At 64.2% G+C, this 20701-nt stretch carries 22 protein-coding genes; 11 read left to right on the top strand and 11 right to left on the bottom strand.

The genetic code is table 11. The features are described 5' to 3' along the window. Positions 1-7 precede the first annotated feature (7 nt). From QNO00_RS13045 to QNO00_RS13025, 5 genes are all read right to left on the bottom strand, one after another. Entirely contained in the window at positions 8-730 is a 723-nt protein-coding gene (locus tag QNO00_RS13045) for an urease accessory protein UreF (protein WP_284024797.1), read from the bottom strand. 9 nt (positions 731-739) lie between these two features. Then, on the bottom strand, positions 740-2446 hold the full coding sequence (locus QNO00_RS13040; RefSeq protein WP_284024796.1) for an urease subunit alpha: 1707 nt from the start codon (positions 2444-2446) through the stop codon (positions 740-742). Position 2447: 1 nt separating this feature from the next. Further along, positions 2448-2825 (bottom strand): urease subunit beta, encoded by a 378-nt coding sequence (locus QNO00_RS13035; RefSeq protein WP_284024795.1) that lies wholly within the window; start codon positions 2823-2825, stop codon positions 2448-2450. After that, on the bottom strand, positions 2822-3124 hold the full coding sequence (locus QNO00_RS13030) for an urease subunit gamma (RefSeq protein ID WP_229964596.1): 303 nt from the start codon (positions 3122-3124) through the stop codon (positions 2822-2824). Before QNO00_RS13030 ends, QNO00_RS13035 begins: the two co-directional genes overlap by 4 nt. A gap of 600 nt (positions 3125-3724) precedes the next feature. Beyond that, complete coding sequence (locus QNO00_RS13025; RefSeq protein WP_349643487.1) at positions 3725-4339, bottom strand: hypothetical protein; 615 nt, start codon at positions 4337-4339, stop codon at positions 3725-3727. A gap of 244 nt (positions 4340-4583) precedes the next feature. On the opposite strand from QNO00_RS13025, the gene QNO00_RS13020 reads away from it, so the two are divergent. After that, complete coding sequence (locus QNO00_RS13020; RefSeq protein ID WP_284024794.1) at positions 4584-5480, top strand: phosphodiesterase; 897 nt, start codon at positions 4584-4586, stop codon at positions 5478-5480. A 42-nt stretch (positions 5481-5522) separates the two neighbouring features. On the opposite strand, the gene QNO00_RS13015 is transcribed toward QNO00_RS13020, so the two are convergent. Then, positions 5523-5960, bottom strand: coding sequence for a pyridoxamine 5'-phosphate oxidase family protein (locus QNO00_RS13015; RefSeq protein WP_229964598.1), 438 nt, complete (start codon positions 5958-5960; stop codon positions 5523-5525). A 142-nt stretch (positions 5961-6102) separates the two neighbouring features. Here QNO00_RS13015 and QNO00_RS13010 point away from each other — a divergent pair, with 142 nt between their 5' ends. Further along, positions 6103-7776 (top strand): catalase, encoded by a 1674-nt coding sequence (locus tag QNO00_RS13010; RefSeq protein ID WP_284024793.1) that lies wholly within the window; start codon positions 6103-6105, stop codon positions 7774-7776. Between the two features lie 83 nt (positions 7777-7859). Here QNO00_RS13010 and QNO00_RS13005 read toward each other — a convergent pair whose 3' ends face one another. Beyond that, on the bottom strand, positions 7860-9530 hold the full coding sequence (locus tag QNO00_RS13005; RefSeq protein WP_284024792.1) for a stealth family protein: 1671 nt from the start codon (positions 9528-9530) through the stop codon (positions 7860-7862). A 129-nt stretch (positions 9531-9659) separates the two neighbouring features. Between QNO00_RS13005 and QNO00_RS13000 the strand changes: the two genes are divergently transcribed. From QNO00_RS13000 to QNO00_RS12980, 5 genes are all read left to right on the top strand, one after another. Further along, complete coding sequence (locus QNO00_RS13000; protein ID WP_284024791.1) at positions 9660-10307, top strand: hypothetical protein; 648 nt, start codon at positions 9660-9662, stop codon at positions 10305-10307. A 127-nt stretch (positions 10308-10434) separates the two neighbouring features. Beyond that, entirely contained in the window at positions 10435-11127 is a 693-nt protein-coding gene (locus QNO00_RS12995; RefSeq protein ID WP_284024790.1) for a DUF6318 family protein, read from the top strand. Between the two features lie 38 nt (positions 11128-11165). Continuing rightward, complete coding sequence (locus QNO00_RS12990; protein WP_284024789.1) at positions 11166-12029, top strand: PKD domain-containing protein; 864 nt, start codon at positions 11166-11168, stop codon at positions 12027-12029. A gap of 198 nt (positions 12030-12227) precedes the next feature. Then, positions 12228-12917, top strand: coding sequence for a DUF6318 family protein (locus tag QNO00_RS12985; RefSeq protein ID WP_284024788.1), 690 nt, complete (start codon positions 12228-12230; stop codon positions 12915-12917). A 7-nt stretch (positions 12918-12924) separates the two neighbouring features. Continuing rightward, a complete protein-coding gene (locus tag QNO00_RS12980) occupies positions 12925-13827 on the top strand; it encodes a hypothetical protein (RefSeq protein ID WP_284024787.1) in 903 nt (300 codons plus the stop codon). A 13-nt stretch (positions 13828-13840) separates the two neighbouring features. On the opposite strand, the gene QNO00_RS12975 is transcribed toward QNO00_RS12980, so the two are convergent. Both QNO00_RS12975 and QNO00_RS12970 read right to left on the bottom strand, forming a co-directional pair. Beyond that, positions 13841-14641 (bottom strand): MSMEG_6728 family protein, encoded by an 801-nt coding sequence (locus QNO00_RS12975; protein WP_284024786.1) that lies wholly within the window; start codon positions 14639-14641, stop codon positions 13841-13843. A gap of 118 nt (positions 14642-14759) precedes the next feature. Continuing rightward, entirely contained in the window at positions 14760-15395 is a 636-nt protein-coding gene (locus QNO00_RS12970; protein ID WP_229964606.1) for a DUF1684 domain-containing protein, read from the bottom strand. Between the two features lie 22 nt (positions 15396-15417). Between QNO00_RS12970 and QNO00_RS12965 the strand changes: the two genes are divergently transcribed. Both QNO00_RS12965 and QNO00_RS12960 read left to right on the top strand, forming a co-directional pair. Next, complete coding sequence (locus tag QNO00_RS12965; protein ID WP_284024785.1) at positions 15418-16170, top strand: TSUP family transporter; 753 nt, start codon at positions 15418-15420, stop codon at positions 16168-16170. Between the two features lie 100 nt (positions 16171-16270). Continuing rightward, positions 16271-17554, top strand: coding sequence for a cell division protein PerM (locus tag QNO00_RS12960; protein ID WP_284024784.1), 1284 nt, complete (start codon positions 16271-16273; stop codon positions 17552-17554). Positions 17555-17612: 58 nt separating this feature from the next. On the opposite strand, the gene QNO00_RS12955 is transcribed toward QNO00_RS12960, so the two are convergent. Beyond that, the gene (locus tag QNO00_RS12955; protein ID WP_229964609.1) at positions 17613-18053 is read right to left on the bottom strand and encodes a hypothetical protein; all 441 of its coding nucleotides are present in this window, start codon (positions 18051-18053) and stop codon (positions 17613-17615) included. Between the two features lie 39 nt (positions 18054-18092). On the opposite strand from QNO00_RS12955, the gene purN reads away from it, so the two are divergent. Further along, positions 18093-18668 (top strand): phosphoribosylglycinamide formyltransferase, encoded by a 576-nt coding sequence (gene purN, locus QNO00_RS12950; protein ID WP_229964610.1) that lies wholly within the window; start codon positions 18093-18095, stop codon positions 18666-18668. Here the strand turns inward: purN and QNO00_RS12945 are convergent. Further along, a complete protein-coding gene (locus tag QNO00_RS12945; RefSeq protein ID WP_284024783.1) occupies positions 18665-20017 on the bottom strand; it encodes an MFS transporter in 1353 nt (450 codons plus the stop codon). The genes purN and QNO00_RS12945 overlap by 4 nt on opposite strands. A 420-nt stretch (positions 20018-20437) precedes the next feature. On the opposite strand from QNO00_RS12945, the gene QNO00_RS12940 reads away from it, so the two are divergent. Next, on the top strand, positions 20438-20701 hold a 264-nt coding region (locus QNO00_RS12940; RefSeq protein WP_284024782.1), incomplete at its 3' end, for a hypothetical protein.

The raw sequence follows: 20701 nt of genomic DNA, 5'->3' as shown, positions 1-20701 counted from the left end.
AGTGTTCTCAGGCAACGAACAGCCTCCTTGTTCTTTCGGTGTGGTCTTCGGCCCAGTGCTCCATCCAGGGAGCGCTGAGGGCGGGGATGTCGTCAACGGTCTGCGTCTGCAGGGCTTCGGCGACGACGGCGTTGATCTGCGGTTCGGCCTTCAGGATCCACGCGGTGGCGGACATCGGGTCGATGGGCAGCAGCTTCAGGGCGGCGGCAACCACTGACTGCGCATCGTCATAGCAGCAAAGCCGGGCCAGCTGCCGTTCGCCCACTCCCAGCGCCTGGGCCGCCACGCCCAGCGCCACCGGTCGGGTGGGACGCGGAGCTTCCCGTTTCAGGACGACGACGGCGGGGTCCCCGGGTTTGAGCGTCGCCGCCAGCCGCAGCATTCCCCGGCCGAGACGGCGGGAAGATTCCCGCTGCGCGGCGGAGGGAGTCCGGGCGTCGAGCGCCGACTCCAGGGCGGCGAAACCGGGGCCCTGGGCACTGAGCTCCCGGGCATGCCGGTGCGCCAGCACGGCCGCCGAGGTCTCCATCCGGACCACGGTCTGCAGCCGGGACACCAGATAGGGATAAACGCCGTCCACCTGCAGCCCGGCCATTACCGCCGGTTCCAATCCGGCCGAATGCGAATAGGCGCCCGAAGGCAACCGTGAATCGGCAAGGAGGAAGGCGGCGATTGCTGATTCCCCGGCACCGCCCTCGGCACCGCCGTCGCCGTCGTCCGCGTTCGTCATGTCGGCGGCCTAGAACAGCGTGTAGCGCTGGGTCAGAGGCAGCTCGGCGGCGGGAGCGGGTTCGATGACCTGCCCGTCGACGCTGACCAGGAACGTCTCCGGATTCACCTGGATGTCCGGCAGCGCGGTGTTGTTCGGCAGGGATGCCTTGGTCACGTCGCGGGTGGAACGGATGGCGGTCAGTGTCCGGACCAGCCCGAGCTTGTCTGCCAGCCCGTCATCCAGTGCGGCTTGGGCGACGAAGGAGGTGGACAGATGCGGCGCCGAGGACGCCCGTCCGGCCAGGGCCTCGCGCATCCAGACCGGCTGCGGGGTCGGCAGCGACGCGTTGGGATCGCCCATCTGCCCCGCGACAATCGCGCCGCCCTTGATCACCAGGGACGGCCGGATGCCGAAGAACGCAGGATTCCACAGGACCAGGTCCGCCATCTTGCCGGCCTCGATCGATCCGACCTCGGAATCGATGCCGTGGGCAACGGCCGGGCAGATGGTGTATTTGGCAATGTAGCGGCGAACCCGTTCGTTGTCCGCGGGCAGCGCCGATTCCGAGGCGCCCATGTAATTCTTCATCACGTGTGCCACCTGCCAGGTGCGCGTGATGGTTTCGCCGATCCTGCCCATCGCCTGGGCATCGGAGGAGGTGATGGACATGGCGCCCAGGTCCTGCAGCACGTCTTCGGCCATCATGGTGTTGGCCCGGATCCGTGACTCGGCGAACGCCAGGTCCTCGGGGATGCGCGGGTTCAAGTGATGGCAGACCATCAGCATGTCCAGGTGTTCGGCGACGGTATTGACGGTGAACGGAAGGGTGGGATTGGTCGATGCCGGCAGCACGTTGGCGGCCGAGGCCACGGTGATGATGTCCGGGGCGTGTCCGCCGCCGGCGCCTTCGGCGTGGAAGACGTGGATGCCGCGGCCCCTGATCGCCTCCAGGGTGTGCTGCACGTAGCCGGCTTCGTTGAGGGAATCGGCATGCAGCGCCACCTGGACGCCCCACCGGTCCGCGGCGGTCAGCGCCGCGTCGATTGCCGCCGGGGTGGAGCCCCAGTCCTCGTGCACCTTGTACCCGGCGGCTCCGGCGAGGGCCTGTTCCTCCAGGGCAGCCTGGCTGACCGTGTTGCCCTTGCCATAGAGCAGGAAGTTCATTGGCAGCGTGTCCAGGGCGCGGTGCATCACCTGCAGGTTCCAGGCGCCCGGAGTGACCGTGGTGGCCTTGGACCCTTCGGCGGGTCCGGTGCCGCCGCCGCCCACCGTGGTGATGCCGGAGGCCAGGGCCTCACGCAGTGCATCGGTGCCCAGCAGATGGACGTGGGTATCAATTCCGCCGGCGGTGAGGATCCGTCCTTCACCGGCAATGACTTCGGTTCCAGGGCCGATCACCAGCTCCGGAGAAATGTTGTCCATGATGTCCGGATTGCCGGACTTGCCGATTCCGGCGATGCGCCCGTTCTTCACGCCGACGTCGGCGCGGACGATGCCCCAGTGGTCCACGATCAGCACGTTGGTGATGATCAGGTCAGGAGCACCTTCAGCGGAAGTCCGTGTGGACTGGGCCATCGATTCGCGAATGTTTTTACCGCCGCCGAAAACCGATTCGTCGCCGCCGAAGGTGTAGTCCTTTTCCGGGCTGATCCACAGGTCAGCGTCGCCGAGCCGGACGGAGTCTCCGACGGTGGGGCCGTACAGGTGCGCGTAGTCGCGTCGGTTGATCTGCATGTCAGCGGACCGTTCCGGACTCGGAGCCGGGGCCGGGCGCAGCGCCGGAGCCACGGGTGCCGCCGCCGTCGTCGTCGTGCCGGATCTGCAGGCCAGGCACGACGCCCGCACCCGCCAGCCGGACCAGCGACACTTCCCGGGACGCCCCGGGTTCGAACCGCACAGCCGTGCCGGCCGGCACATTCAGCCGGAACCCGCGGGCAGCCGGCCGGTCGAAGGCCAGGGCGGTGTTCACATCGGCGAAGTGGAAGTGTGAGCCGATCTGGACCGGCCGGTCGCCGGTGTTCGTGACGACCAGCGCTCGGGATTCCCGGCCCGCATTCAGCTCGAGGCTGCCGGCGGCGGTGCGGACCTCACCGGGGATCAGGGGGGCGCTCATGAGATGGGCTCCGTGATCGTTACCAGCTTGCGGCCGTCGGGAAACGTCGCTTCGATCTGGAGGTCCGGGATCATCTCCGGGACGCCTTCCATGACGTCATCCCGGGTGAGGACCCGGCGGCCCTCACTCATCAGGTCGGCGACTCCGCCGCCCTCGCGCGCCCGTTCCATGACCCAGCAGGAAATCAGGGCCACGGCTTCCGGATAATTGAGCTTGAGTCCGCGCGAACGCCGGTCGCGCGCGACCATGCCGGCCACGCTGAGCAGCAGCTTTTCCGTATCCGATGGCGTGAGAAACATGGGGAAATTGTGGCACTGCTATGTTTCCGGTGTGTTGCGTGTTACCTGCGGGCAGCAGCTCCGCTAGTTTCTGGGCGGGGTCGCCAGGCCATCCCGCCGGAATCTATCGCGCAGATAACGGGCTCAAAAGGGCTGTTTTCGTCGATTTGAGGCCCTGATCTGCACTATAGATTCGGTGATGCCCCATGATCTGCACTATGGATCCTCAGACACCGCATCATGGCGGTCGGCATTTCCCCGGCCTGCCGGGTGTCGGGATATGCCGGCCTGCCACTTCAACCAAGCCCGGCAGCTCACTGAGAGTGCAGCTATGGTGGGTTTGAGCGCGACCCGGCAGCTCACTGAGAGAGCAGCTATGGCGGGTTTGAGCGCGGCCCGGGCGCCGAGTGTGCAGCTATGGCGGTTATTCGCCCGGCCCCGGCACCGAGTGTGCAGCTGTGGCGGGTTCCGTCCGATTCAAGTCGTCAGACGTGGACTCTCGCCGGCAGGTGCTGCCCGTATCCCACCAGACGTGTACTCTCGGCGCGGCCCGGGCGCCCAGAGTGCAGATACGTTGGGTTGGAGCGCGGCCAAGGCCCTTCGGCGGTTGCCGTACGTGGACTACTTGGACTTCCGGCCGGCTCTGCGGTCCTTGGACTTCCGGGATTCCTTGGCCTTCTTCGCTGCCTTCACAGTGACGGCGGCGGCACCGGCCTTGACCGGAGCGGGCAACGTGGCCTTTTTCGCTGCCTTCACGGCCGCGGCAGCGGCACCGGCCTTGACCGGAGCAGGCACCTTGACCTCTTTGATCTTGGTGACTTCCTTGATCTTGGTCCTGTTTTTGCGGTCCAGGATCAGGGACGCAGCAATGCCGGCCATCCAGACGTCCTTGGCCAGCGGCGTGCCCTGGGCGGTGGGCCGGACACCGTCAGCTTCGGTCAGGCCCGGAGTCTTTGCATACATGGTGAGCATTCCGCCGGAGAACGCGCCAAGCACCAGTCCGGCGAGGCGGCTCGGAATGAACGGCATCAGCAGGGTCAGTCCCACCGTGATCTCGGCGGCGCTCAGCAACTTGCCGAAGCGGGCGGAATCAAGGTCCAGGACCTGGGGAAAGGCGTTGGAAGCCATCTGCTGCAGGCCGGCGGCGCTTTCCTCGTCCAGATTGCGCTTGCCCAAGCCGGAATTCAGGATGTAGGCGCCGGAGGCCAGGCGCAGCGGAATGTGGCTGATTCTCATGGGGGATCCTTCCGGTGAAGTCGCTGACAACCATGAGCCTACGGCCGGGACGGGCAGTGCGCCAGAGCAAGTAATCCAACCGGAGGCCGGGTGCGGCGGGGCGTTCGGCGGCTCCCGGATCGGGGGATACCTGAACTACGTGAGCGGACAACACGCCGCCGGTGGTTAACCCTCGACTCGAAACTCTGCTTTTATGGAGGAGAACGAAAGCAGTAGCAGCTGTCGTCGACACTGGAAGGTCCTCATGGATTCCCTCCCGGCCGAACATCCCCGGCCGCGTCACTTTATTCTTCATCTCAGCGACACACACCTGGTCGGCGGCACGAACCCGCTCTACGGCGCAGTTGACAGCCAGGCCAAGCTGGCCGAGCTGTTCGCCAGACTGGAAGTTTCAGGACAAAAGCCCGAAGCCATCGTCTTCACCGGCGACCTGGCGGACAAGGGCGAACCGCAGGCATACAGCAAACTCCGCGACATCGTGGCCCCGGTTGCCGCACGGATGGGCGCCCGGCTGATCTGGGCCATGGGCAACCACGACAACCGCGAAAACCTCAAGAGCGCGCTGCTGGGCGAAGCCCCGGACATGGCACCGGTGGACCGCGTTTATCTGGTCAACGGACTCCGGATTATCACGCTGGACACCACGGTGCCCGGGTACCATCACGGCGAGCTCAGCGGAGCCCAGCTGAACTGGCTCCGGAACGTTTTAAAGACGCCGGCACCCGAGGGCACCATCCTGGCCATGCACCACCCGCCGGTCCCCAGTGTTCAGGACCTGACCGTCCTGGTGGAGCTGCGCCATCAGCGGGATCTCGCCGCCGTCCTGGAAGGAACGGATGTCCGGTCCATCATCGCGGGCCACCTGCACTACTCGACGTTTGCCACATTTGCCGGCATCCCCGTGTCCGTGGCGTCAGCGACCTGTTACACCCAGGATCTGACCACCCCGGGAACCCGCGGCCAGGACGCCGGGCAGGCGTACAACATGGTGCACGTCTATGAGGACTCAGTGGTGCATTCGGTCGTGCCGTTGGAGGAGAACAAAACGGTCGGCGAGCGGGTGGACGAGGTGGAAACCCGCCGCCGCCTGGATGCGGCCGGCGTCCGCATCCTCGACGCGCAGCAGCTGGCCTCCGCCTGAGGCGTTACCTCCGCCTGAGGAGTTAACCCTTAGCCTGGGGCGTCAGCCCTCCTCTGCATGGCGCTCAGGCTCCGGGCCCAGATTGAAGAAGCGCCCGGTGACGCTTTCCGGGCGAATCTCCACGTAGCGGTACTTCAGCGTCCGCACCCACGGCTGCAGCGGCAGTGCATCGGCTGCGTCGATCTCGCTTTGATTCTCAAGCTGGCGCGTAGTGCCCTTGACGACAACTGACCAGGCCTGGTCACTGTGAATCCCGTCGGCCTCGAAGGCCACGTGGTCGTTCACGGTCAACTCTGCCAGCTTGGTGCCCGGGCTGGTACGGAAGAGGAGAACGCCGTCGTGCGCGTAATAGTTGAGCGGATAAATGCTCGGCCGGTTGTTTACGCTGACCGCCAAACGGCCATGGAAGGTCTTCTCCAGGTATTTCCAGCTCTGCTCGGGGGTTAAATCCACAACGGGCGGGAGATCTTCAGTAGTCATGGCCCCAGTGTGCCAAGCGGCGGCGGTTGCCGCCACTGCGGGCGGCGGCGAGGCGCAGTTGACGTGTGAAGCAGACCGCACTAAGAGTTGAAGTGGAACACCTCACCCTGATCAGTTCGAACACCGACACGGAGAGAACGTAATGACTGACGCAGAAAACCCGATCCCCGCCGACGGCGAGCAGCAGAAGCCCGTCCGACAGCACCTGACCACCCGTCAGGGCCACCCGGTTTACGACAACCAGAACAGCCGCACCGTTGGCCCTCGCGGCCCGGCCACGCTGGAGAATTATCCCTTCCTCGAGAAAATCAGCCACTTCGACCGCGAACGCATCCCCGAGCGCGTGGTGCACGCCCGCGGTTTCGTGGCCTACGGCGAGTTCGAAGCGTCAGGGAAATGGGGAGATGAGCCGATCTCCCGCTACACCCGGGCCCGGCTGCTCTCCGAACCGGGCAAGAAGACCGATGTCGCCATCCGGTTCTCGACGGTCATTGGCGGCCGCGATTCCTCCGAGACCTCCCGCGACCCCCGCGGTTTCGCGGTGAAGTTCTACACCGAGGATGGGAACTGGGACCTGGTCGGCAATAACCTCGGCGTCTTCTTCATCCGCGACGCAATCAAGTTCCCGGACGTCATCCATTCCCTGAAGCCGGACCCCATCACCTTCCGGCAGGAACCGGCACGGATCTTCGACTTCATGTCCCAGACCCCCGAATCCATGCACATGCTGGTGAACCTGTTCAGCCCGCGCGGCATTCCGTCGGACTACCGGCACATGCAGGGTTTTGGCGTGAACACCTACAAATGGGTGAACGAGCAGGGCGACACCAAGCTGGTGAAATACCACTGGCTGCCGCAGCAGGGCGTGAAATCCCTGACCGAGGAGGACGCCGCCAACATCCAGGCCAACGACCTGGGGCATGCTTCCAAGGACCTGTATGAGGCCATCGAAAGCGGCAACTACCCCAAGTGGGACCTCTACGTGCAGATGATGGATGACCACGATCATCCGGAGCTGGACTGGGATCCGCTCGATGACACCAAGACCTGGCCGGAGCAGGACTTCGAGCCCAAGTTCGTGGGCACCATGACGCTGAACCGGAACATCACCGACCATCACAACGAGGCTGAGCAGATTTCCTTCGGCACCGGTGTGCTGGTGGACGGGCTGGACTTCTCCGACGACAAGATGCTGGTGGGGCGCACCTTCAGCTATTCGGATACCCAGCGTTACCGGGTCGGGCCGAACTACCTGCAGCTGCCGGTGAACTCACCCAAGCACGCACCGGCGGCCACCAACCAGCGCGGCGGCCAGATGTCGTACTTCACCGACCTCGCGCCGGGGCAGAATCCGCATGTGAATTACGAACCCTCAATCACCGGCGGCATCCCGGAAGCGCTCAAGCCGGCCCATGAGGAGCAGGGGCCGGACCTTACCGGCAAGCTGACCCGTGCCCGTCTGCCGCGCACCAACGACTACATCCAGGCCGGCCAGCGCTTCCAGCTGATGGAACAGTGGGAGAAGGACGACCTGGTCGCCAACTTCACCGCCAACATCAGCGAGGCGATCCGTCCGGTCCAGGAGCGGATGCTGTGGCACTTCTACATGTGCGACGACGAACTCGGCGCGCGTGTCGGCGACGGCCTGGGCATCGGGTTGGATGAGGTGAAGGACCTGGGGCCGCTGGCCACCCAGACCCTGTCCGAGGCTGAAAAGGCTTGGATGAAGAACCTGGGGCACAACGGGCCGCGCAACGTTGAGGGCCTGACCATGACGCACTGCGTTCCCAACGAGCACGTGGTGGTCAGCCGCTAGCGGCGCCTGCACCAAGAACGCGTCAGACAACGACGACGGCGGGGCCCCGCACGCAAGGGGGCTCCGCCGTCGTCGTGCGTGCGCTAGTTTTCCCAGGGCGCCTTGATCGGGAAGAACTTCTCCAGGAAGTCCGTGACGCGCTCGGCGCGTTCCTGGGCCGGGACTTCCGGGAAGCTGCCGTCGTTGAGGCAGAACAGGTCCATGTTCCGCTTGGCCAGGAGCTTGTCCATCTGCTTCAGGCCGGCATAGGACGTGGTGTCCACGTACTTCACCTTCGCGGTTTCCTGGGTCACCGCACGCCCGGTGAGCAGCGCGTAGTAGTGGTACAGCGAGTTGGTCACCGATATGTTGTCCTTGGCGCGGAATCTGCTCGCCGCCGTGGCGGCGAACTCATCCGGAAACGCGTTTTCCATCTCCAGGAGCACGCTCTTTCGCAGCGGAGCGGCCGTGTGTTCCAGATGCCGGGTGGTGATCCGGCCAAAGCGCTCCCACAGCAGGCGCCGGTTGACGCGCGCTGCGTTTTCGAAGCCGCTGCGCTCGGAATCGTTCGCGCCCAAACCGATCCGGGTGCTGGCTTCGATGAACTTGGTGATCCCGCCGGGGGAGAAGAACAGATCCGGTCCCACCGGCCGGCCGAAGAACATGTCGTCGTTGGAGTACAGGAAATGCTCCGCCAGGCCCGGGATGTGCTGCAGCTGGGCCTCGACCGCCTGCGAGTTGTGCGTGGGCAGCACCGAGGGATCCTTGAAATGTTCCTCCGCGCGCACAAAGGTCACCGACGGATGGTCGGCCAGCCACTCGGGACGGTCCGAGTCCGTGGCGATGAAAATCCGCCGGATCCACGGTGCGAACATGTACACCGAGCGCAGGGCGTACTTGAGCTCGTTGACGTGGCGGAACCGGGCCTCGTGGTCGTCGCCTTCACCAACGACGGCGTCCTTCATCCGGGCCGCGCGCGCAGCCTGGTACTCGGCGGAGCTGCCGTCCACCCAGGAGAAGACGAGATCCACGTCGAAGTCGATGTCGGTGGCATGGTCGGCGAACATGTTCTCGATGGTCGGCCAGGTCAGTCCGTGCTTTTCCACGGTGCCGCGGACCACTTCACTGGCCGGCAGGGTGCGGCGGGTCAGCGAATTCTCCACCGGCAGCGTGATCGCCGGGCCGGTGAGGTCCCACAGCTCCAGCTGCACGCCGGCGGAGGGACCGAAGGTGAGGTTGGTGCCGCTGACGGCGCGGGGGCGGAAGACGCGGATGATCCGGGACTTGTCCGCCGGCCAGAGTTCGCCGTCGGCGATGAGCAGGGTGCGGGTCTTTTTGGTGTCGACGCTGCGCGCGTAGAAAGGTTCCTCGCGGCAGGCCTCCACCAGGGCGCGGCGCAGTTCTTCGCGGTGTGCGAGGTCAATGGCGATGACCGGGCGCTGGTCGTTGCCGCGCACCAGAAGGTAGGTGATGCCGGCGTTGTCCAGGATTTTCCGGACAAACAGCAGGTCTTGGACCATGGCCTGGTGCGGGGTCAGGCCAGTGTCCATCAGCGTCAGGCGGCCCTTGACCTTGACGACGTCGGGCCGGTGCTCCACCCGCTCGATGACTGCCAGGGAGGCGGTCTGGAGATTTTCGCTTTCATGCACGGGCTCGGGGGTACCGAAATACACATCGTGTTCTGCGGCTATATCTGTAATCGGAACCTCCAATAAGTTCGTGTGCGGGCATGGCGGGCCGCGGCTGAAGAGTGCGGCTCGTGCGGCTCTGCACATAGTGTGGTGCTGGTCTCCGGGGTGCGGCCCGGATGTGCCGGGCATTCCCCGGAAAACCCGGATGCTCTGGGCGCGGGTGCCACTGCTGAGTAGCATTGGGTGCTAGCGCGGACATCTCCGGGAGCTGATGTGAGATACCGTAACACCACGCTGGCTGCGGCGACGCTGCTTGTGCTCAGTATGTCATCCTGTGCCGTTCCGTCGGGTACGGGTGAGACCTCCGGCACCCCGGCAGCCTGGGTGTCCTATACGACGCCGGACGGATCCCTGGTCTTTGAGCACCGGGCGGACTGGACGGTGCAGGAGAAGCCGCCGCTGGCGAACGATCCCGCCGGTGGCATCTCGGTCCAGGTGAACGACGCCGAGGGAGACATGGTGGCCCGGCTCGACACCGGGATCATCACCGACCTGGTCTGCGCCGATCCCGATGAGCAGGCGGCTTACGCGGAGTACGACACCGAGCCCATGCCGGAACTGGACTCGGAGCAGGGCACCGAGCAGCGGTTCGTTTACCGTTCCGTGGCGCCGTCCTCTCCGGAACGGGGCGAAGCAGTCGCCACCTATGCGGTGATCAGTGAACTCGGTGACCGCGGCCAGTGCGGTCTGTTTGATTTCTTCACCTTTACGGAGTCCAGCGGCGGGCGCTTCGCCGGTTCTTATCCTTCGGACGCGGTGGGCGCGGGGCAGTCCTATCTCGAGGGTGCTGCCGCGTACGAAACCAGTGACGAGTTCCGGGACGTGAAGCGGATGCTGGTATCACTGCGGGATACGCGCTAGTTCCCTTTAGCGCCGCGGGTTTCCGGGTTTCTCTGGCGTCCTGTGGATAACTCCGTATGCTGTGCCGCAGCCTCGTACTATTGGCGTCACTCACAGTCCCGCACCATTTTGCCCTGGGGGTTCTTGCATGTTCCGCACCGGTTTTCGCTCTGATGACTTTTCTGCTGCCCGGCTAGGCGCCCTTGGTCTTGCTGCGGTGTTGGTGCTGGGCGGGTGTTCCGGTTCTGGCGATGACCCCGGTGCCGAGGCCGCTGAAGGCTCGAATAGTGCGGCGCCGAGTGGGAGCGCGGCTGCTACCGAATCTCCCTCCGCGTCTCCAACCCCGACGCCCACTCCTACTGCAGCTGCCTACAAGCCGGCATCGGCAGAAGGGCCTGCCGAGAATGTGCCGCTGCCGGTGATGCCCGACCTGGCGAAGCAGGAGTCCAAGGAGGGCCTCGAGGCCTTCGCCGAGTACTGGTATGCGCTGGTTAATTATGGGTATGAAACTGGGGATCCCGAGCCGGTCCGGGCTGTTAGTGCTGACACTTGCTTCAACTGTCTGAGTTATTACAGGGTTCTTGATAGCGGGTACGCAGAAAGCGATTGGATGATGGGGGCAAAATTACACCTACAAGACGTCAGCTCTAACTACGTTGAAACTGATGAAGGTGCCTTCCAAGCGACCACACTTATTCTCCAAGACGACCTGCACTACTACGGTCCGGCGGGATACATAGGTACGGATCCAGGGAACAGTACGCCAGCTGTCCAATTGATGGAGGCGGTATTCACCTCCAGCGGGTGGTATGTAGTCACCCTCGAGACTCTAGAGATGTGAGCAGAAAAGTGTCGTGGTCTAAGTGGCAGGGTGGCCTTATGGCTCTCTTGTTGATTGCGATTAATAGCTCTTTGATGGTTCCAGCTAATGCCAAAGACAGTGAAGGCGGTTGGGCGCCGGGTGGGGTTAAGGGAATTGTCCGCCAGAAGGATCCCGAGACAGGAAACATTGTCCCGGTCAACGCGGGGACACCGGAAAGTTTGTTTGGCTTTTACTATCGCCCGGTCTGCTTCGATGATGAAACCGGTGATATTGACTGCTTGGCAGGCCAACCTGTTGAATGTGATGCTGCGCCGGATGGTAAGTATGTGTGGTGGTACAGCGGTTTGAAGGCAACCCCTCGAGAGACCTGGCCCAGGTACGGTGACACCCCCACCTGTATCTACACCTCGGATCCTGACGAAGTTGCCGCTGAGCTGGTCGGATTGGTCCTCACAGAATTCCAGACGGCGCCGATCGATCCCGGTCAGTTCACCCTGCAACCGAGCCCTTTCTCCTTAGTCAACATGCCCACTAACCTGTATGCCGAGGCACGGGAGCAGACATTCGACATGTCGCTGCTGGGGCAGAGCATACGGATCCAAGTCCGCCCCACGGAGTATGAGTGGAATTACGGGGATGGAACCATATATGGGCCGTCGTCCCGGCCAGGAGACCCGCTTCCGGATGACCTTGTCGGGGACGCGACGCAAACAAGCCACACTTATGAGGAACCCGGTGAGTATTTCGTATCCGTCGCAATTTACTTTTCCGGCAGATACTCGATCAACGGCGGTCCGATGATACCCATTGACGGCCGAGCCCTGGCATTCCCGCCGACGCAGACTATTAGCGTCTGGGAATCTGAATCCCGAAGTGTGGCCGACGATTGCCTCGCCAATCCTGCTGGTTTTGGCTGTTAGGTGGGTTGTCCCGGGGATAGGCGTTCCGGGACGTAAGGCGGATGCTGGTGTCGCTGCGGGATATGCGCTACTTCCCTTTAGCGCAGCGGGTTTCCGGGTTTCTCTGGTGTCCTGTGGATAACTCCGTATGCTGTGCCGCAGCCTCGTACTATTGGCGTCACGTCCAGTCCCGCACCATTTTGCCCTGGGGGTTCTTGAATGTTCCGCACCGGTTTTCGCTCTGATGACTTTTCTGCTGCCCGGCTAGGCGCCCTTGGTCTTGCTGCGGTGTTGGTGCTGGGCGGGTGTTCCGGTTCTGGCGATGACCCCGGTGCCGAGGCCGCTGAAGGCTCGAATAGCGCGGCGCCGAGTGGGAGTGCGGTTGCTACCGAATCTGCCTCCGCGTCTCCAACCTCGACGCCCACTCCTACTGCAGCTGCCTACAAGCCGGCATCAGCAGAAGGGCCTGCCGAGAATGTGCCGCTGCCGGTGATGCCGGAGGTAGCGAGAGAGAAGTCGAAAGAGGGATTGGAAGCCTTCGCGAGATATTGGTTCGACCTCATCAATTATGGATCTGAAACCGGAGAGATTTCTCTGGCGCAGGGACTAAGCGGGCCGGAGTGCGAAATATGCGAGTCATTCTATGGCGCCATGGAAGAGGGTTACGTTGGAGAGGACTGGGTCGAAGGCGGCAAGCTGACGATCGTGGCTCTTGGGACCAGTTTTGTGGAAACTCCCCAAGGTCGCTTTCAAGTTATTTTGTCCGTAAAACAAGAAGCCAGTGTCAACCGGGGACCGAACGGAAAGGTCTTCGGCGAGAATCCAGCCGACAAGTACTCATTCGCTCAAATAATGGAGGCCTCGTACGTTGGGGACCACTGGGTTGTCGATCTCGTTGAAAATATGTGACGGAACCGTGTCTGCTTCCACTCTGGGTAGCAGATTCATCATCACTTTCGTGGTTACGGTCATGCTCATGCTTGGGTTGGCCTTTTCGCCCCCTGCACAGGCGGCCGGTGGCGGAGGCGAGAGTGACTGGTCGGATAAGGGCGTGAAAACGGGACAATGGATCCAGGTACCTGGAACTCAAGTTTGGACAGATTCGCCTGCCCTCGGAAATGACACCTACATGTACTCGTACGATTTGGTTTGCTTCGATGAGGAGGTTGGGCACCTGCTTTGCCTGGCTGGGAATTCGTGCGATGAAGGCCCTGACGGGCAGTACGTCCTGTGGATGCGCTCAGTCAGAGTTGATCCCCCAATCTGGGAAGAGTTTGAGGATAACGGCCCGACGTGCGTTTACTCCGAGGATCCGGCGGCGGTCCTCGAGGAAGTAACCACACTGCTTCTCACGGAATTCCAGGAGCACCCGGTGCAAGCAGGGAAGGTAGCTTCCCAGCCGGGACCGCACACGATGATGGGTGCTGAAACCAATATTTATGTGGATTCAGAGGTGCAAGTCATCAACACCGTGATTTTGGGCCAGGATGTGAAGATTGTCGCCACCCCCACCGAATACGTCGTGCACTACGGCGACGGAACGCCGAGCGAATTGAGCTATGACTCCGGGGCACCCCTCCCTGACCTGCAAATCGGTGAACCGACCGCGACAAGCCACGCTTACACATCGACCGGTAATTTTCAGATTCATGCCACCGTGTACTTCACCGCGGAGTATTCCCTGAACGGCGGCCCGATGATTCCGATTGACGGGCGCGGCATCTTCGATACGCCGCCCGAAACCGTCAGCGTCTGGAAATCCGAATCCCGCAACGTTGCCGATGACTGCCTCGTGAGCCCTGCCGGTTTCGGCTGCTAGCCGTTCGGAGACGCTAGCTGGTCGGGAAACCTGGCCGCGGCACCCGGAAAAGCGTCCGCGGATCCTGCAACAGCGCGGGATGCTCAAACTCGGATCTCAGGATTTCGCCAGTGACCGTGACGGGGCGCGTCGCGGTGTCGTTCGTCAGCCGCACCGGACCCACGGTGCCGGTGCGCAGCACGGCGCGGTCGGCTCCGAGCAGGACGACGTCGTCGCCGTCGTCCATGTCCTCCAGGAACCGCACCAGCTGCCGGCCCTTCTTTCCGACGATGGGAGTGCCTTTTGCCGACAGCATGGGCAACACAATCGTTGGACTCTCGGCGGAACCTCCGGCCGCAGGCCGGGCAACCCAGAGGGCGTCGCCGCCGGGCTCGGCGGGAAGCGCGGGATGCTCCGGCTCCGGCCACACATAGGGCAGCCCGGCACGGGTGTCCGGAAAGAGCGGCCCGTACACGTCGGGCGACTTAAGTATGAGGTTGGAGCGGTGGCTCTCGTGGAACGCGGCGTCACCGAACCACGGCGGCAGCACGACGTCGGCGCCGTCGGACTCCGGCGCGAACTCCAGAAGCTGCTCGTAGACGGTGTCGGCGTGACCGCGGGCAATCCATTCCTTGGTCATGGCCAGCCCGTAGGCGGTCAGCGCCGGCACGTACCCCATCCACATCTTCATCGCGGGGTGGCTCTGCCAACCGTAATCGGGGATAACCAGGGCGCGCAGCACCTGCAACGTCTCTACCCGCTGTTTGCCCAGCCGGGCCTGGTCCAGAACGCCGGCACTGCGGCTGAAACTGTCATAGGGGAGAAACGTTTGCACCGGACCAGTGTGTCATTCCCCGGCCCGACGGCGAAGGAAGCTCCGCAGCATCGGCGGGGAGCGAGGGGGAGCGAGGGGGAGCCGGAAGGGGTCACGGGTCCAGCTCAGGCACGCCCGGCTAGTATTCCGCGTACAGTTCGCCAACCCGCAGCGGAACATCCGTCCGGTTGTCGGGACCCGGAAGCGGGCAGGCCCAGGCCTCGTCATAAGCGCACGACGGGTTGTACAAAAAGTTGAAATCCAGGAGCAAACTCCCGGGAGCGGCGCCGGCACCGAGGTCTGCCCCCTTGATCGTGTCCAGCAAATACCGCCCGCCGCCGTAGCTGCCGCCGTCAGTGCCGGAAAGCCCGTCGCGCAGCGGCAGGAAAATCCCGCCGCCGTACGAGGCCAGCCGCCACACGGCGAGCCGGCCCACGCCGTCGGCCTCCACGGTGCCCAGCCGGACAAAGGGCACGACGCCGTCAGTCCCGGTGGGCACGTCCATCACCTGGCCCGCGCCGTCGTCGTCGATCACCGCATCGCAGCGCAAATCCGGATCGTAGGCGCCGATCTCCAGGCCGCGGAAGCGCGCCCGGGCCGCCGGCTTTAGCGGCGACGCCGGATGCTCGGCGAAGAGCCGGTCCCGTTCCGCGCGCCACAGTCCGTGCGCGTACGACGGCGACACCTCCTGCGCAGTGAGTCGCACCTGGGCGTACAGGCCGAACACGCGCTGCCGCCAATCCGCTGTCTGAAGGACCGAAACGGGGGAAACCATGCGCTCAGCGTAGTGTGTTCGAGTGACTACCGGACTCCTCATCGTCGTACTCGTGGCTGTTTTCATCGGAGCCATCGCACAGCGGATTGCCGGATTGGGGTTCGCCCTGCTCATCTCGCCGTTCCTGGTGATCATCCTGGGTTCGCACGGGGGAGTGCTGATGGTGAATGTCTGCGGGCTGGTCTCCTCGGCGCTGATCATGCTGCGGGTCTGGAAGGACATTGACTGGAGCATGTACCGGTGGCTGGCGATCCCGGCGGTGTGCGGAAGCATTCCCGCTTCCGTGGCTGCTGTGTACCTGCCGTCCGCACCCATGGCAGTGGTGGTGGGCGCCGTTGTGCTGGTTGCGCTGACCGTGTCGCTGCTGATGCAGCGGACCTCGGTGACAATCACCGGCAACGGACCCAAGGCGGTAGCGGGTTTTCTCTCCGGAGTCACCAACGCCGTGGCCGGCGTCGGCGGCCCGTCGGTGAGCGCCTATGCCCTCATGGCCCGCTGGCCGCAGCGCCCGTTCGCCGCCACCCTGCAGCCCTTTTTCGTCACCATCGCCATCGTGACCCTCACCACCAAGCTGTCCCTTGATCCCGGCCAGATGCCTCCGTTCGGAGCCTGGGCCTGGGCCCTGATCGCGCTGATGATCGTCGGCGGCATCTACGCCGGCGAGAAGCTGCAGCGCTTCATCCGCGATGACCAGGCGCGGGCCGCCGTCGTGATCCTTGCGTTCTTCGGTGCCGCGGCTGCCCTGGTTAAAGGCATCATCGACCTCGCGGGCTAGGTCCCGTTCGCCTGCCTGCCGGGCCCGAGCGGGGCCGCTTGGCACCCGACACGGCTCGTCCTGAACCACCCGCCCGGCGGTGAATGGGACGATAGTGGAGATGAAACTTTTTACCCGCCCGAAATCCCCGGGCGTCCTACCCATGCCCTTGTGGCTGCAGGGAGTGGTCGAACTCGGCCAAGCCGCAGTCCTCTCCGCCCTGCTGATATTCCTGCCGCTGATCGGTGTGTGGTTTGCCGACGGCTTTAACGACCGCGACTTCGCGTCGCTCGCCCAGCTGGGCGGGCAAGGATGGCTCCTGATTCACGGAGTGTCCTTGAACCTCACCTTCCCTGGCGGGACAGTGGGCGCCGACGAAACCACCGGCGTGCTGTCCCTGTTTCCGCTGGGACTGGCGCTTATTCCGTTCTTCCTGTCTTGGCGGGCAGGGCGACGGCTGGCCAGGGCGTCCTACACCGACCAGCTGTGGCAGGCACTGCTGGGCGCGCTGCTAACGTACGCGGTGCTCGGCGGAACCGCCGCCCACTTTTCCACCAACGACGACGTCTCCGTCTCGGTGACGGCCGGAGCCCTGGTGCCGCTGATCGCTGCCGGACTGGGCCTGGTCGTCGGTGCACGCCGGGAGGCCGGATCCTGGGTGCGGCTGATCGGCATGGACCTGACCGACTGGATCTCCCGCACCAGCCAGCACTCGCGCTGGGCCGGATCGTACCTGTGGTCAGTGGTCCGCGCCGGGGTTGTCGGCATCACTGCTGCCCTGGGCTTTTCCGCCCTGCTGCTCACCGCAGCGCTCGTCATGAGCTGGGCTGACGTTGTTTCGGTCTACCAACATCTGGACGCCGGCATCATCGGCGGCGCGGTGCTGACCGTCGTCGAGCTGGGGCTCATGCCCAACTTCGTCGGCTGGGCCCTGGGCTGGACTTCGGGCGCCGGCTTCGCGATCGGAACCGGCAGCATCATTAGTCCGATGGAAACAACCGTAGGCCCGCTGCCGGCGGTGCCGGTCCTGGCCGCCCTGCCGGCAGGCGGGATGGAATATGCGGTTGCCGCGCTGATCCTGCCGGTGCTCGCGGGCGTCCTGGCGGGATGGTGGTTCCTGCGCGAAGGCGAAAACCACTTCGACGAATGGCTGTCCCTGAAGATCAGGGCGCGCTGGTTCACCGCCCCGGTCTCCACGCTCCTGCTGGGCGTCTTCGTGGGTCTGGTGGCCGGCATCCTCGCCGCCGCTGCAGTTCTCATATCGGGCGGTTCCGCGGGCATCGGCCGCTTCGTCGAGGTGGGCGCAGATCCGCTGTGGACGGGGCTCTGGATTGCCGCGGAGGTTGGCATCGGCGTCGTCGTGGGTTACGCCGTCGGGCCCTGGCTCGAACGCGAAGAGCGCTGAGGGAAACGCCGGACGGGTGGGCGCTGAGCGAACGGACGCCCGCCCGGCGGTGCGCCGTCTAGCGCGGCGGCAGGAGTCCATTGGTGAACTCCGACTGGCACTTGTCCTGGGCCTGCATCGTGAGCGCCTTGCCCATGCAGGTCTCCAGCTTTTGCGTGTTGTCCCAGGTGGCAACCGCCAATCCGAGGCCGAGGGTCATCACCAGCGACGCCGCCAGCCCAAGGGCGGTGACAAACATCTGGGCCGGGCCAATGCCGTAGCGCACGACCTTAATAAAGGTAAGAATTCCGACCACGATGGCGGCGACACCCAAGACCAGCGGCACGAGCTTCCATGGCAGGGCCAGACCGGATGTGAGCAGCAGCGCCACAACGAGGGCCACAAAAATCCGCAGGTAACCGCGGGTGCTCTGCTTCTGCTCGTCGGTGGCCGGCGTCTTTTGCGTAGCCGGCTGCAACGGCGAAGGAGTCTGATCAGGGGTACGGCCGTCGTTGTTCATGGTTTAACCCTAGGTGACGCCTGAGCCTAAGGTTGACCCATGCGCATTGTTGTTCTCGTGTCCGGCACCGGTTCCAACCTTCAGGCTGTCCTGGACGCTGTGGCAAGGGGAGAGCTCGACGTCGAAATCGCCGCCGTGGGCGCGGACCGTCCCGGCACCTACGGCGTGCAGCGGGCGGCGGACGCGGGGTTCGAAACCTTTGTGGTGAACTTCCGCGACTATGACCGGCGCTCGGACTGGAACCTGGCACTCACGGAAAAGGTCGCGTCGTATCACCCGGATATCGTGCTGTCGTCCGGTTTCATGCGCATCGTTGACGAGCACTTCATTAACACGTTTGAAGGCCGCTACCTCAATACCCATCCGGCGCTGCTGCCCTCCTTCCCCGGCGCGCACGGCGTCCGCGACGCTCTGGCCTACGGCGTGAAGGTCACGGGCTGCACGGTGCATATCGCTGATGCCGGAGTGGATACCGGCCCCATCCTCGCCCAGGCAGCAGTGGAGGTGCTGGACACCGACACCGAAGAGACCCTGCACGAGCGGATCAAAATCCAGGAACGCCGACTGCTGCTTGAAACTCTCAGCCGGCTCAGCGCGCAGGGCCCGCCGGCTTAGTCCAGGGCCGCGCCCTTCGTCTCGGGGGCAAACCGCAGCATCCAGATCACGGCCAGGACCACCAGGATCCCGGCCAGCCCGAAGGACAGCGGCAGGCCCAGGTACGGCCACATCACGGAGACAAAGATGAGCGGACCCAGTCCTGCACCGATCCGTGAGATTGTCGACGCCCAGCCGAATCCACTGCCGCGCAGTTCCGTGGGATACAGCTCAGACACATAGGCGTAGAGCACCGGGATGGCAACCTGCACCACGAATCCGTAGGCGAGGAGCCACGCTGTTGCCGCGGCTGGAACATCAAGAACCAGGGCCACGATGATCAGGAAGACGGCCGACAGCGGACCGGTCACGGCCAGGATCCACTTGCGTCCCACCCGTTCCACGAGCAGGGCGGCAACCACCACTCCCAGGAGCCCGACGGCGGCCATGCCCGAGGTGGTCAAGAAAGCCGCGTATTCCTTGAATCCCGCATCAACGAGGATCTTCGGCATCCAGGTGAGGGCCAGGTAGTACACCAGCAGGATGGTGAAGAAGAGGGACCAGGCGGACACGGTGATTTTCCAGCTGTACCGCCACAGGTCCGTCAGCTGTGTGGCGACGCCTCCAAAGGAGAACTTGGGTGGCGCCTCGGGTGCTGGAAGCCGCCACTGCGTCACGGGGGAGCCGGTGCGCTTGATGAGGTCGTTGATAACCACTTCGGCTTCCGCGGTTCGCCCCTTGCGGACCAGGAAGAGCGGGGACTCGGGGACCGAGCGTCGGACCCAGAACACCAGCAGTGCCGGGAGCACCATGATCAGCATGGTGAACCGCCAGTCCGCGAAGGTCGCCATGATCAGGGCCGACGTCGCACCGCAGAGCGCGGCGCCCACCGGCCACCAGCCATCCATGGCGGTGAGCACCCGGCCGCGCTGCTTGCGGGGCGTGAACTCACCGACCAGTGCGTAATCCACCGGCACGCAGCCGCCCAGGCCGAAGCCCGCCATGAACCTGAAGATGCAGAACCAGACGATGTCGGGGGAGAAAGCACCCAGCACGGTGAAGAGCGAAAAGACGAGCAGCGTGGCGGTGAATGCCTTTTTGCGGCCGATGGCGTCCGCAATGGACCCCCAGACGAACGCTCCTATTGCCATGCCGAGCAGGTTCGCCGTGCCGATCCACGCCGCCTGCGCCGGTTCCAGATCCCAGTGTTTGGACAGCAGCGGGATCAGGACCCCGTTAAGGGTGACGTCCCAGGCATCAAACATGAAACCCAAGCCGCCAATAATGAAGATGCGTCCCTGAACCTTCCACTTCCAAGGCAGGTCCTGAACCACCTGGTCACCGGTGGGCAGGGTTTGGGTTGTTGTCATGGCTGGAGCGGCCTTCCAAGAGGCGGAGAAGTAGGGTGCGGCCAGCCCTCGCGGCAGGTCCGAAGAAACTGTACAACGCAAATCGGACGATTCCGGCAAGACGTGCAACGGTCATGCAAATCGCGTCTCTCAAGGGCGAAATGTGTGGAGCCGCTAGTGGGGGACGTAACGGCGGCGCACTGTGGGGGCGGTGGCGTGGCGGGGTGGGGCGGCGACGACTGGTGACGACGACGACGGCGACGACGGCGACGACGGCGGGCCGCGACGGCGGTGAGGCGTCGAGCGGCGGTGAGGCGTCGAGCGGGCGACGGCGCAGCTGGTGACTGCCGGCCTCACCAGCTCCAAAAATGGTACTTACGGGTACAACTCCAGTAATGCCAAGCCTCTGAGAATGTGCCCTACGCCACTAAAATAGAAGACATGTACTACTCCAGAGCTGCCAAAGACGACAGCCGAGCTCCCGGCCCCGACGCTTCCAACGCGTTGTCCAACGCGTTGAGCACTGCGCCATTGCCGGCCTCCGGGGCTTCGAAAGGAGCCGCAGCAGGACTCGCCAGGGGTGTGGAGGATTTGGAGGCTGCGGAGCGGGTCTGCCTGATCAACGAGATCCGGGCGCTGGAGGAATTGAAGTGCGTGGCCGCCGCCGCCCAGGCCAAGGCCGCGGCGGCCTTTGACGCTTCCACC

This window comes from Arthrobacter sp. zg-Y1219 (assembly GCF_030125545.1).
Lineage (GTDB): Bacteria > Actinomycetota > Actinomycetes > Actinomycetales > Micrococcaceae > Arthrobacter_B.
This window is presented reverse-complemented; position numbering and strand designations above follow the sequence as displayed.